Below are 13,588 nucleotides of genomic sequence, written 5' to 3' on the forward strand. Positions count from 1 at the left end.
TCACAAATAACAATGAAGCACTTGCGCGCCAAGGTTAGAGATATCAAATTTGAGCTACCTACCTAGGGAGTATAGGTTCCATAAACCGCTCTCAGCACATCGCTTACCTCGCCCAGGGTTGCGTAGCACCTAAGAGCCGTCTTCATAGGGTAGAGGATGTTGCCTCCCTCTTTGGCCACGGACTCCAACTCAGCAAGACTCTTTGTAACCTCCCCTTGATCTCTACCAAGCTTGAGTCGTCTTACTCTCTCGGCTTGTTCCTTTTGTTGCTTTGGATCGATTGGGAATACATCCTGCGGGGACTCCTCAGAGTCTTGAAAGCGATTTACCCCCACTATCACCTTCTTCCCGCTATCTACGCCTTTTGAGAACTCGTACGCAGATTTTTCAATCTCCTCCTGCAAATACCCACCTTCAATAGCTGAGACAGCGCCACCTAGGCTCTCTATCTCCTCAAGGTACCGCCAAGCATTCTTTTCCACCTCATCTGTGAGCATCTCTATGAAGTAGGACCCACCCATGGGGTCCGCTGTGTCTGTGACCCCCGACTCAAAGGCAATCACCTGTTGCGTTCTTAGGGCAATCTTGGCTGCCTTCTCCGTTGGGAGTCCCAGCGCCTCATCGAAGCCGTTGGTATGCAGGCTCTGCGTACCCCCAAGAACAGCTGCAAGTGCCTGAAGAGCGACGCGCACGATATTCACCTCAGGTTGCTGCGCTGTAAGAGTCGATCCACCTGTCTGGGTGTGGAACCTCAGAAGTTGCGACTTGGGGTTCTGCGCTTTGAACCTGTCCCTCATAATCACGGCCCACATGCGACGAGCCGCACGAAACTTGGCTATCTCCTCAAAGAAATTATTGTGAGCGTTCCAGAAAAAGCTCAGACGGGGAGCGAAGTCATCCACCGCTAGACCCGCTGCCATCGCCGCCTCAACGTATGCGATCCCATTCGCCAGGGTAAAGGCTATCTCCTGAACCGCAGTAGATCCTGCTTCTCTTATGTGATAACCCGATATCGAGATGGTATTCCAATTTGGAAGGTTCTTCTTGCAGTATGCGAATATATCCGTCACTATCTTCATGGACGGACGTGGAGGATAGATGTAAGTCCCCCTGGCAACATACTCCTTCAAGATATCGTTTTGAATCGTCCCACCGATCTTTTGCGGGTTTGCTCCGCTCTCTTCGGCTACTAGCTGGTAGAGCAGAAGCAGTATCGACGCGGTCGCGTTGATAGTCATTGAGGTGGTAACACGTTCCAGGGGCAGCCCATCGAGCAAAAGTCGCATATCCTCTATCGAGCTAATTGCAACACCTACTCGTCCCACCTCTCCTTCCGCCCTAGCATGGTCGGAGTCATAACCCATCTGAGTGGGAAGGTCAAAGGCGCACGATAGCCCCGTCTGTCCGGCATCTAACAAAAACCGAAACCTTTTGTTCGTAGCTTCCGCCGTCCCAAATCCTGCATACTGCCTCATGGTCCACGGCCTACCTCGATACATATTTCTATAGATCCCTCGAGTATAGGGAAACTCTCCAGGACGGCCGAGCTTTAGGTCGGGATCCCACTCCGATAGGTCACTTGGTTCGTAAAGAGGCTTTATCAAGACCTCAGAGTCTGTATAAATTTCATCGTCCGCCATATCCAAAAGCCTATCGCATCTAAACCAAGTAATAACTTCGTCCAGCCCATGGACGTTCTCTATCTAAGAGCACTAACACTCAGAGTCTTTCACGCGCTAAGTGAGGCATACAGAGATTGTCGTACTCCTCGATAGTAATCTGGTCAGGACTGAGCGTGCAGGCCGGACAGTTGGGGTCTCTTTTCAGGTTGAAGGTTCTAAAGGTCTCGTCCATCGCCTCGTACATTAGTAACCGACCGGTGAGGGTTGTGCCAAGTCCCAGAACTAGCTTTATCGCCTCCATAGCCTGCAAGGAACCAATGATCCCCGGAAGCACGCCTATCACACCAGCCTCGGCACACGAAGGCGCCAACTCTGGCGGTGGGGGCTCCGGAACGAAGCAACGGTAGCATGGCCCAACGTAGGGGTGAAAGACTGTAACTACGCCTTCGAAACGAAAGATCGATCCATGGACTACCGGTATCTGCGCTTTCAGTGACGCATCGTTCACGAGGTATCGGGTTGGAAAGTTATCGGTACCATCGACAATAACATCGTATCCCGCTATGATCTCTTCGATGTTCGAAGCGGAAATACGGACGTCGTAGGTATTCACCTTCACATCAGGATTAAGCAGGTTGATGCTTTTTTTTGCGGAGTCGACCTTCCTGTCACCTATGCGGTCGATGTTATGGATAACCTGGCGCTGAAGGTTTGAGGCATCAACGACGTCCATATCGATAACGCCCAGTGTACCAACTCCAGCTGCAGCAAGATAAAGAGCGGCCGGAGAGCCAAGCCCCCCAGCTCCAAGGAGGAGTACCTTTGAGTCAAGTAACCGCAACTGACCTTCTTCTCCAACCTCAGGAAGAAGAAGGTGACGGTTGTAGCGATTCCTTTGCTGATTACTCAAAGACTTAGGCACCGTCCATCTGAGTCCGTCATCTTTCCATTTGTTAAAGCCGCCTATCATTGACACAACCCTCGTATATCCAAGGTCCATGAGCGTCTTAACGGCAAAGGCAGAACGGACACCGCCCGCACAGTAAACAACCAAGGGTGTGTCTTTGACAGGCACCCTACTGTCAATTTGTAGCTCTAGGTTTCCCCTTGGAAGAAAGACGGCACCAGGAACTGCTCCCTGCTCAAACTCGTCGAACTCGCGCACATCGAGAAAAACCCATCCGTCATGAAGTCGGTGAGCTGCCTCTTCCGTTGTGATCTCTTTTATCTGACTCTTTGTAGCAAGCAACATTTCCCGAAAGTTCGCCACGAGACTATCCCCTCCAAAGGTCTAACGCTCCCAAAGATACCTTTACAACAATACTGGCTCTCAAGAGAGATCAAAGGTTGGCTAAAATACCTTCACGGTTTCGGAGTAGTCCCTGCGCCTTATAGTTCTTGAAGAACCACCAGCTTGAACGCCGTCAGGAATACCCAAAGCGATAGCACCTACGATAAGTCGTTGCGAGGATATCAAAAAAGCACTTCTTAGCGGTTCATGGTTTCGGTCTATCGCAAAAAAGAGTGCCCCTAAACTGCGGTCAGTCGCAGCTAGAAGCGCCAACATCACACTAGCACCAGCGTCTACATACCAAAACGGAGCCGGCCAGTCCTCTTCTTTGGTCCAGTTAGAGTACGACTTATCTGGGGCTGAGTAACGCTTTAAATATCTATGTTTATCCACCGTGACGATCACGATCGCCTGCGCATTATCCAGACCTTTGTGACTACGGGTACGCTCTAGCCAGCCTTCAGTCGTTACTATAGACCAAAATAACTTGCGGGCCTCCTCGGAGCGTACAACAACCAGTTCAACTCCCTGAGAGAACCCAGCTGAGGGACCTCTAAGAGCACTCTGGATAACAAACGATACGTCCTCCTCTGATAACGGATCAGGCGCGAAAGATCGACACATCTTTCTCTTTCTAGCTAACCGCGCAAACTCCATCACTATCCTTTCAGATTTTACATACTTTCTAATGCATTTCATTACTTTCTGTGCTAGCCTTAACTTGTCGATAAAGGAGGCAAGATGTTATTGACCCATAGATCAGAGAATAAGTGCGGGACAACTCAAGTTGAGACCGGCGTCGAATTCACACTCGGGGAGACTCTCAGAGTGATTCCGTGGCACGACTCAGCCCTTGAAAGATTCGGCTTTACCGCCGACTCAGATTACGCAGAGCTGTTTTGGCTACCGACGCTTGGACCATCTGCACTGTGGCTCCTCAGACGAGTCAACCGTCTTTTGGAGGTCTCCCCGTCGGGGATCACCTTGGACACAGAACTTCTCGGCACCATGCTGGGTTTACGCTTTACTAAACCAAAGGACTCCTTGGTGGAACGGACCGTCAAGCGCTGCATATACTTCTCCGTCGCAAAGGCTACAGAGTCACAAACCTTAGCCTTTAGAACCGCTTTGGGACCTATATCCACCAGACAGCTTCAACGACTACCTTCAGAGCTACAGTCTTTGCACCTCAAGTACTCGAATAACAATGTTAGAGTCCATACACTACGGGAGGAACTTCACGCCCGCAGGATGGCTGCTACCTTAGCTCAGGCTGGAGTCTCAAAGGAAGAGATCCCGGCTGAACTTGAGAAACTCAAGTTTGAAAGCACTGTGGCTAGACGCGCAACTAACGGCATTCCCTAACACAGCCAGTTGCAGATGGTCCTCACGCCGAATCCCGTCCCTCCCTTGGTTAGGTATCCATCGTCAGACTCAGATCTAGCTGGTCCCGCAATGTCTAGGTGAACCCAAGGTACTCCACTTACAAACTCTTCAAGTAGCAGACCAGCAGAGAGAGTTCCCGCCTGACCCGCAGCGCCTATATTCTTCATATCAGCGATCTCTGACTCTATATGCTTTTTGTATCTCTTGGGAAGAGGTAGCGGCCAAAGGTCTTCACCAGCAACACGCGACGCCTCAAGCACAGAGTCAATAAGGGCACTGCTGTTTCCCAGTAAACCTCCTATCTCCACACCAAGAGCAACAACGCACGCTCCAGTCAGAGTGGCAATATCTAAAATCTCTTCCGCTCCATCCTCGACTGCTAGGGCCAGAGCATCAGCTAAAACTAGCCTGCCCTCTGCATCGGTGTTTAACACCTCAATAGTCTTCCCAAGTCGAGTTCTAAGCACATCACCAGGTTTTTGAGCTGCACCAGAGGGCATATTCTCTGTAAGTGCCATATATCCAAAGACTTCATGTTTGCAACCCAGTTCGGCTAGGGTCGACATGGCTGCCAACACAGCTGCCGCTCCCGACATATCCGTCTTCATGGTCATCATCCCATTTGCTGGCTTCAAAGAGAGCCCACCGGAGTCAAACGTAATGCCCTTGCCCACCAGTGCTACAGTCTTCGAAGAGGGCTCCTTTGCAGCTGGCTTGTAGTGGAGCCGAAGCATCCTAGGGGGTTCGTTTGAACCCATAGCTACCCCCAATAGGCCACCTAGTCTCTCCTCCTTAACCCTTTCTTCATCCCATACGCGTAACTCAAGACCGGTCCTCTGAGCAACCTCTTGAGCTATCTCAGTAAATCTACGAGGCGTCATAACTGAAGGCGGCTCATTGATTAAGTCACGCGCAAGAGCCACGGCCTCACAGAGAACCTTGGCTGGAGCTACTGCGTCACGGTAAGCATCGAGGTGCCGTTCTGGAACGAACACCACAACTTCATTGAGCTTGGACCTATTTTTATCGTCTTGGCTTCTATAGACATCAAAGCTGTAAGAACCCAACAAGACACCTTCAAAGAAGGCTTGAGCCACCTTAGGGAGGTCTAGTTCGGATGACGCCAGCTCCTCTAAGTCGACCGATACGGCTTCCTTGTCCTTACTAGTCCTAACCACTGAAGCGCCAATACGCCGCACATCGTCTAGTTCAAGATCGGCTAATTTTCCCAAACCAAGAATGTAGCCTAACCTCCCGTCAAAGACCGCAGGACTTACCTCACCACGTAGATAACGACCCTCCTCGGCCCCTTTCGCCACAAATACGACCCTCTCACCCGAGACAGGCTTTGCCTCTGCGGTTATCTGAAGGGATAATCTCAATCTACACACCTTCTTCTATATCTCTAGTCCTAAGTATCTGACCATCTTGCCATCTAGCCATAGTCCAAAGCAGGTCGGATAGACGATTTAGGTATCTTCCCACCTCTGTGTCTTTATTTTGGCGCACGTAAGGAAGCGATATACGCTCTGCACGACGTGCAGTAACTCGCGCCCAGTCCAAAAAAGCCGACGATGGAGAGCCTCCGGGAATCACAAACTCTCGCGGCATGTCGAACAAAGCAGAGATACGATCGATCTCTTCTTCGAGCTTTGCGACCATTGAAGCATCTACCATGGTTTTCTTCGCCACGAGCTTGGATCTGTTCTCCGAACTAGTTGCTACTTCAGCCATGAGCACCCATAAATCACGCTCAAGGTAGATACAAAGCTGCGAGAGTTCGCTAGAAGCTGAAAAAGCCCTAGCTAAACCCAGGGCCGCCTGAGTCTCATCGACGGCTCCGTTGAGCTCGATCTGTATTGCGTCTTTGTCTACTCGGCCACCGAATAACAGACCGGTGGATCCGTCATCACCTTTTTTTGTGTATATCTTCACCTTTCAAAGAAACTAGTAGTAACTAGCACTGTATGGGCCACGTATTCTGGTATAGATGAGCAAATATTTAGACATTATCCATGACAAAGTCGTAGTTTTTGACGGTGCCATGGGTTCGAATCTGCAGATGCTCAACCTTTCAGCGGACGATTTCGGGGGCGAATCTCTTGAGGGATGCAACGAAGCTCTGGTTCTAAGCGCACCTAATGCAGTAGCGTCAATTCACGACTCCTTCCTCGCAGTCGGGTGCGACGTGATAGAAACAGACACCTTCGGCGCTTTCTCTGTGGTGTTATCCGAGTACGGACTAGAAAATAAGACATATGAGATAAACAAAAGGGCAGCGGAACTGGCAAAAGACGTAGCTCATGGATACTCGACCAAAGATCATCCAAGATTTGTCGCTGGAAGCATAGGGCCAGGAACGAAGCTACCGTCTCTGGGACAGATCACATTTGACCAGTTAGTCACCGCCTATGAGGAACAGATTCAGGGCCTGATAGATGGAGGAGTAGATCTCTTACTCTTTGAGACGGTGTTCGACCTGTTGACCGCCAAAGCCGGGATCATAGCCGCTCGTCGAGTCATGTCACGGACGGGGATTCAACTTCCTATACAGGTTCAGGTGACCATGGAGATAACCGGAAGGATGTTGCCCGGTACCGAGATAACAGCAGCTCATACAGCCTTAGATGCCATGGATCCTGATGTCATTGGAATTAACTGTGCAACAGGTCCGAAGGAGATGGCCGAGCATCTTCGATACCTTTCACAATCCTCAGAGTTGCCGATCTCATGTCTACCCAACGCTGGACTTCCTTCAATCAAAGACGGCAAGATGCACTACGATCTGACCCCTGCCGAGCTCGCCGACTTCCACAAGAGATACGTAACGGACTACGGCCTCTCGATCGTAGGCGGATGTTGCGGCACAACGCCTGAGCATCTCTCGGCGGTGATTGATGCCGTCGCCAACATGGAACCTCAGAGGCGTAAAGCATCCAAAGAACCTTCTTTAGCGTCTCTTTACAGCTCCGTTCCACTTCGTCAGGATCTTGCGTATCTAGCTGTTGGGGAGCGCACCAACGCCAACGGATCGAGACGTTTTCGCGAGGCCATGCTAAGCGAGGACTGGGACACCTGTGTTGAGATGGCGCAGGAACAGGTTAGAGACGGTGCTCACGTGATCGATCTGTGCGTGGACTACACGGGCTCCGACGGAGTCGCCATCATGAAGACGCTTGCCTCTCGTCTTGCTACACAGTCGACTCTTCCGATAATGATCGACTCCACCGAGGCTGACGTGGTAGAGACCGGCCTAAAGTACCTTGGCGGCCGTGCGGCCATAAACTCTGTAAACCTAGAGGAAGGTAGTGCACCAAGAACTCGGTTAGATAGGTTTTTGAATCTTGCCAAGCAATACGGAGCGGCGGTAGTCTGCACCTGCATCGACGAACGTGGACAGGCACGGACCGCCTCTTGGAAGTTAGAAGCTGCGACTTCGATATATCAACTTGCGACAGAACGTTACGGACTAAAGCCTGAAGACCTTATCTTCGACCCACTTGTTCTACCTATATCGACAGGAATGGAAGAGTCCCGTAAAGACGGAGCTGAAACAATTGCGGGCATAAGACTTATAAAGGAGAGGTTTCCGGAGAGTTTCACAATAATTGGTCTCTCGAACATCTCTTTTGGTCTCAGCCCAAGAGCACGCGAGGTGTTGAACTCAGTCTTCCTCGATGAATGCAGGAAGGCCGGCCTAGACGCTGCTATCGCACACCCATCCAAAATCATTCCTCTGCACAAAATTCCACAGGAGACTTTGGAGGTCTGCCTCGATCTAATCTACGATCGAAGAACAGACGGGTACGATCCATTGCAGAGGCTTATTGAGATATTTAGCGATCCATCGCAAGGTCTCGCAAAAGACGTCGTGGAACTCGAGTCACTTCCTCTTGAGCAACGCCTCTACAAGCGCATCGTCGATGGAAACCGAAAGGGCCTTGAGGAGGACCTTGAGGAGGCTTTAAATGATGGTATCAGTGCTCTAGACATCATCAACAACATCCTGCTAGAAGGCATGAAAGAGGTGGGGGAGCTATTTGGATCAGGCAAAATGCAGCTACCCTTCGTACTGTCTTCAGCGGAGACCATGAAAGCAGCAGTTTCGTTCCTCGAGCCGTTTATGGAGGTCCGTGAGTCTGCCAAGAAGGGAAAGATAGTACTTGCAACCGTCAAAGGTGACGTACACGATATTGGTAAGAATCTCGTCGATATCATCTTGACAAACAACGGCTACGAAGTCACAAACTTAGGCATTAAAGTCTCAATATCTGAGATGATCGAAGCCGCAAACCGAGTACAGGCAGACGCCATTGGAATGAGCGGACTACTCGTTAAGTCAACTCTAATTATGAGAGAGAATCTAGAGGAGTTGCAGAGCCGCAACCTCAGTCATATTCCAGTCATACTAGGCGGAGCCGCCCTAACCCGTACTTACGTCGAGCGAGACCTCCGGTCAATCTACAACGGACGGGTATTTTACGGTAAAGACGCCTTCGAGGGTCTAGACATAATGAACAAACTTATCGACATCAAAGCCGGAAAAGTTGATGACCCCAAATTTGGTCGCACAATAAGCGAGCGAAAGGTGTTTCGACAGATACGGAACAGCTCTCCGAGCCATGCAACAGATGACTTCCAAGATAGGTCCCCAGAGGTTGAGAGCGACAACAAGGTTTTCGTGCCACCCTTTATCGGGACAAAAGTGGTAAAGGGAATACCTTTGGATGACATAGCCGCATACCTAAACGAAACCGCTCTTTTTCGTCATCAATGGGGATATCGACCCCGAGACGGAGAGTCCGACCTTGAGTTCAAAGAGAGAGTCAGGTCAGTTCTAAGAAGTGTACTCGACAGCGCTAAAAAAGACCAGCTCCTCGTTCCCATGGTTGCTTACGGTTTCTTTCCTGTCTCCAGCGAGGGAAATGACCTGATCATCTACGAAGATGAGGCTCGCAGGGAAAGGGTTGCTACGTTCACGTTTCCCAGACAGTCCAAGGAACCTTATCTGTGTATAGCCGACTTTTTCCGTCCAAGTAGCTCCGACGAGATCGACTATGCCGCCTTTCACGTAGTCACCATGGGTCCCAGAGTTTCTCAAGTTGCCCGTAAGCTTTTTGAGGAGAACAAGTACCAGGAGTATCTTCACATTCATGGACTGGGGGTTGAGATGACAGAGGCTCTCGCAGAGTACTGGCACCTCCGAATTCGACAGGAGTGGGGTTTCGCCAATGAAGATGGACCGACTCTCTCTGGCCTCTTCAAGCAACAATATCGAGGTGGGAGATACTCGTGGGGTTACCCCGCATGCCCCAACCTAGAGGACAACGCAAAGGTAGTTCAATTGCTCGGAGCCGATAGGATCGGAGTCACGGTTAGTGAGGAGTTTCAGCTCGATCCCGAACAAACCACTACAGCCATAATCTGTCACCATCCAAGGGCTAAGTACTTCATCGCATAGGTACAGTTACAGAGTCTGCAGAGCAAGTCTGCATCTAAGTCCCGGAGGAGGCGGCGTGAGGTCATAGCTCAACTAGATCCCGACTCACAAGGTTAAGACTTCGAACTGTACCACCTTCCACCGTGACTATATCCTCTATTCTCGCACCCATGCGTTCATTTAGGTAGATGCCCGGTTCTATAGAGAAGCAGTCACGTTCTTTTATAACCCCTCCAGCGGTGCTTACGAGGTACGGCTCTTCATGTTCCTCCATGCCGATACCGTGTCCGAGGCGATGAATAAAGTACTCGCCGTATCCGTGAGATTCGATTACTTTGCGTGCCGTTCTGTCTGCGGCCGAAAGCTCCATACCAGTGGTAATACTCCTTCGAGCAGTGCTTTGAGCCTCATGTAGGACTTCGTAGAGCTCCCTAAACTCCTCAGTGGCCGGACCGGTGTGAACCGTGCGAGTTATATCTGAACAGTATCCTGGCTCACCATTTACACTAAAGGTACCTCCAAAGTCGCAAACCACAGGTTCACCCAGCTGAATTACTCGTGACGATGGTTCGTGGTGAGGCGAAGCCGAGTTTGGACCAGAACCTACTATCGCAAAGTTCACTTTAGAGTGGCCGAAGTCAACCAGAAGTCGGCCAAGTTCCTCCGAAACCGCTTCTTCCGATCTTCCCACTAGTTCAATCTCTCCGGACAACAGCAAATTCGCAACCACATCTGCGGCGGCCGAAGCAGCGCTAAGGGTTAGGAGTTCAATATCGTCCTTTTCGCGCCGCAAGTCGAGACCTAAATCACCAAGAGAGCTGAAGGAGACGCTCCCCATGCGACTCATCATGTGTAGCAACCAAGAGGACCAGCCTCGATCCGATACCGCTAGCTTATTACAACCCCGTGTGAGGTTCTGTATCTCCGCAAAGGGATCTTGGGCCTCTGACCAAGGCACAATATTAAATAGAGCCGACCTATGTTTGACTCTTGCCGCCTCTAGCCTAGGCACAAGGAGAGTAACGCCTTCATTGGGACGAACTACTAGAGCCGTAATGCGTTCTAACGGCATCGGCTCGTAACCAATTAGCCAAGGAACCTCAGCCCCAAGGGTCAAAACGGCTGCGTCCACGTTGGATTCCAGAAGAGCCCTTTGAAATCGTTCAAGTCGCATGCGGTACGTGTGTTCATAGTCAGCATCAGAGAGTCCTGTCAGTGCAGACAGTATCCCCTGCAACCGTTCCTGCGCGCCTGGTGTCGCTTGGTCCATCGTATTCTCCTTCAGAGCTACAGCAAAAGGGAAGTCTACTTGAGCGTGCACCTCACACGAGTGCTGAGGCACCCCTTTTCGCGTGGTACGAAGATCTGGCCATGGGAGAAGATTCGACGTGGCTGAACCCAAGTCCATACCCGTATCCCTTCAGCTCCTCAAACTCAGACGGAGTATAGTAGCGTATAAGGGGAGCGTGATTCTTAGTTGGCCTTAGGTACTGTCCTATGGTCACGATAGATACACCGACCTCACGCAAGTCTCTCAATGTCGCCTTCACTTCATCCATAGTCTCTCCGAGTCCGACCATTATGCCCGACTTTGTCAAGAGATCATACTCCCGAGCCCTCGCGAGCACAGAAAGAGAACGAGCGTAGCTAGCAGAGGGACGGACGGCCCTTTGGAGCCGAAGAGGTGTCTCCACGTTATGATTGAGAACGTCGGGACGAGCTTCAAAGATGGTTCTTAGTGATGTCTCGTCGCCTTTGCAGTCTGGAATGAGCACTTCCACTCCTACTCCTGGATTGTACTCTCGTATTGCGTCGATAGTCTTTGCGAACGCTCCCGCACCACCATCGCCGAGATCATCTCTGGCTACGGCTGTAACTACTGCGAAGTCTAAGCCCAATCTCTTTACGGCCTCAGCGACTCTATATGGTTCGTTCTCATCCAAAGGGAGGGGCTTGGAGGTGTCAACCAGGCAAAAGGTGCACTTTCGCGTACAACTTTCTCCATTAATCATGAAGGTCGCAGTGCCATCGGACCAACATTCAAAGATATTCGGACAGCCAGCCTCTTCACAAACCGTTGTCAAGGAAAGTGAGCGCATCAAGCTCTTGAGCTGGCGATACTCTGACCCCATGTTTGCACGATTTCGCATCCACTGAGGCTTCGGCGTTCTTACTGGTATCGCAGTTCCAAGGTTGACACCGGCTTTTTGGATTCTTCGCGATATCTGAGACGATAAGTGGGAATCGGACCGTTGAATCGTAGACGGCTGCTCCTCTTTCATCTCCGATGCAAGAGGATCAAATCCCGCAGAGATACTACTTGAGTCGTCGAGTCCAAAGTAGAAAACAGACTCGTATCCAAACTCCTCAGCAAATTTAGATGTAATGACCTTAGCAACATCGGTCAAATTGACCGTTACACCTTCTTTTTCCATAGAGGTCACTGTCTTATCTCTTATTCCACAAGGGATAATATGGTCAAACATCGAAAGGTCTGTTGTGACGTTCAAGGCGAATCCATGCATGGCTCGCTCTCTTGTCACCTTTACGCCAATCGCTGCAATCTTTCTAGGAGTGTCTTGCGGACCGACCCAAACTCCCGGATACTTTGGCAAGGCATACGCGTGTATTCCGTATACCTCCAACACTCGAACTAGGACGTTCTCAAGACTATGCACAAAGTTAGGTACCATCGATGGACCTGGAGTGACGGCAACTATCGGATATCCGACTAGCTGACCTGGTCCGTGGTAAGTGACATCTCCTCCACGATCGGTATCCACAAGAACAGCACCAACTTCTACTGGGTCGACGAGCACATTATTCCTGTCGGCCCGAACTCCTAACGTGTAGGTTTTTGCGTGTTCTAGAAGCAGTAGGTAGCTCTTCGAACCCTCAAAGATCTGTCTCTGTAACTTGTACGCGTCATCGTACGTAACCCTGCCAAGCCATCGAGACTCCAAACTCCGTGCCATCTACACTCCCCTCTAGGGTCTTCTAAGAAGTTCGTAGAGTACTAAAACTCTTGCGCCCAATTCCATGTCTCGATGATCTCCCTCATGCGAGCTAGGAACGCCGCTGCATAAGCGCCGTCGATCACTCTGTGGTCAAAGGCTATCGCCAAAACTCCAACAGAATGGATACCAATCGTCTCAGATCCGTCAGGCAATCGAACAACTACCGGTTTACGATGAATGCCGTCGGTGGATAGAATCGCAACCTGGGGCTGGTTGATTATGGGATAGGTAATCATCGTCCCAAACGGGCCTGGGTTAGTAATGGTAAACGTGCCACGCGCGATATCATCTGCACTAAGTTGCTTTGTCCTAGCTCGATGTGCCAGGTCGTGAATCTCGCGAGCCAATCCCGTCAGCCTCTTCGTATCAGCATTATGAATCACTGGGGCGATGAGACCGTCGAGGTCAAGATCAACAGCAATCGCAAGATGAATGTCCTTGTGAATAATCAAGGCATCGTCGCCAACGGAAGCGTTCAACCGGGGATAAGTTCTAAGGGCTTCGAGGGCTGCCCTTGATATGAACGGCAAATATGTTAGAGAAAACCCTTCTTCCTTCCTGAACTGTTCACGAAGAGAGGTCCGAACTTTCTCTACTCCCTCGAAATCCACCTCCACCGACACGAGGGTATGAGCCGAGATAGCCTTAGAACGAACCATATGCTCCGCTGTTCTTCGACGAATGTTCGAAAACGGTACCACTTCGTCTCTCGCACCCACAACCGCACTTTGACTTACCGCTGGGGAATAAAGCGGCTGCACAGAGTCCGTTTGAGGCGTCGCACCATGCTGTGGCAGCGGTGCTGGTTGGGCTACCGGTGCTGGTTGCGGTG

At 50.7% G+C, this 13,588-nt stretch carries 10 protein-coding genes; 2 read left to right on the forward strand and 8 right to left on the reverse strand.

The window, feature by feature from the left end:
- Window positions 1-62: 62 nt before the first annotated feature.
- From BUA24_RS06010 to BUA24_RS06020, 3 genes are all read right to left on the reverse strand, one after another.
- Complete coding sequence (locus BUA24_RS06010) at window positions 63-1,640, reverse strand: acyl-CoA mutase large subunit family protein (protein WP_072789970.1); 1,578 nt, start codon at window positions 1,638-1,640, stop codon at window positions 63-65.
- A gap of 79 nt (window positions 1,641-1,719) precedes the next feature.
- Window positions 1,720-2,892, reverse strand: coding sequence for a molybdopterin-synthase adenylyltransferase MoeB (gene moeB / locus BUA24_RS06015; protein WP_072789971.1), 1,173 nt, complete (start codon window positions 2,890-2,892; stop codon window positions 1,720-1,722).
- A gap of 81 nt (window positions 2,893-2,973) precedes the next feature.
- Window positions 2,974-3,570 (reverse strand): nitroreductase family protein, encoded by a 597-nt coding sequence (locus BUA24_RS06020; RefSeq protein WP_072789973.1) that lies wholly within the window; start codon window positions 3,568-3,570, stop codon window positions 2,974-2,976.
- Window positions 3,571-3,660: 90 nt separating this feature from the next.
- On the opposite strand from BUA24_RS06020, the gene BUA24_RS06025 reads away from it, so the two are divergent.
- The gene (locus BUA24_RS06025; RefSeq protein ID WP_143146422.1) at window positions 3,661-4,278 is read left to right on the forward strand and encodes a hypothetical protein; all 618 of its coding nucleotides are present in this window, start codon (window positions 3,661-3,663) and stop codon (window positions 4,276-4,278) included.
- Here the strand turns inward: BUA24_RS06025 and BUA24_RS06030 are convergent.
- Together BUA24_RS06030 and BUA24_RS06035 are read right to left on the reverse strand one after the other, a co-directional pair.
- Window positions 4,275-5,681, reverse strand: a complete 1,407-nt coding sequence (locus tag BUA24_RS06030; RefSeq protein ID WP_178138725.1) for a leucyl aminopeptidase — start codon at window positions 5,679-5,681, stop codon at window positions 4,275-4,277. The genes BUA24_RS06025 and BUA24_RS06030 overlap by 4 nt on opposite strands.
- A gap of 1 nt (window position 5,682) precedes the next feature.
- Complete coding sequence (locus BUA24_RS06035; protein WP_072789978.1) at window positions 5,683-6,234, reverse strand: cob(I)yrinic acid a,c-diamide adenosyltransferase; 552 nt, start codon at window positions 6,232-6,234, stop codon at window positions 5,683-5,685.
- A 55-nt stretch (window positions 6,235-6,289) separates the two neighbouring features.
- Between BUA24_RS06035 and metH the strand changes: the two genes are divergently transcribed.
- Entirely contained in the window at window positions 6,290-9,760 is a 3,471-nt protein-coding gene (gene metH, locus BUA24_RS06040; RefSeq protein WP_072789980.1) for a methionine synthase, read from the forward strand.
- Between the two features lie 61 nt (window positions 9,761-9,821).
- Here the strand turns inward: metH and BUA24_RS06045 are convergent, their stop codons facing one another.
- From BUA24_RS06045 to BUA24_RS06055, 3 genes are all read right to left on the reverse strand, one after another.
- Complete coding sequence (locus BUA24_RS06045; RefSeq protein ID WP_178138726.1) at window positions 9,822-11,009, reverse strand: aminopeptidase P family protein; 1,188 nt, start codon at window positions 11,007-11,009, stop codon at window positions 9,822-9,824.
- Window positions 11,010-11,061: 52 nt separating this feature from the next.
- On the reverse strand, window positions 11,062-12,714 hold the full coding sequence (gene lipA, locus BUA24_RS06050) for a lipoyl synthase (RefSeq protein WP_072789982.1): 1,653 nt from the start codon (window positions 12,712-12,714) through the stop codon (window positions 11,062-11,064).
- A gap of 41 nt (window positions 12,715-12,755) precedes the next feature.
- The coding region (locus tag BUA24_RS06055) for a 2-oxo acid dehydrogenase subunit E2 (RefSeq protein WP_143146423.1) at window positions 12,756-13,588 on the reverse strand (833 nt) is incomplete at its 5' end.

It is taken from the genome of Ferrithrix thermotolerans DSM 19514 (genome assembly GCF_900128965.1).
GTDB lineage: Bacteria > Actinomycetota > Acidimicrobiia > Acidimicrobiales > Acidimicrobiaceae > Ferrithrix > Ferrithrix thermotolerans.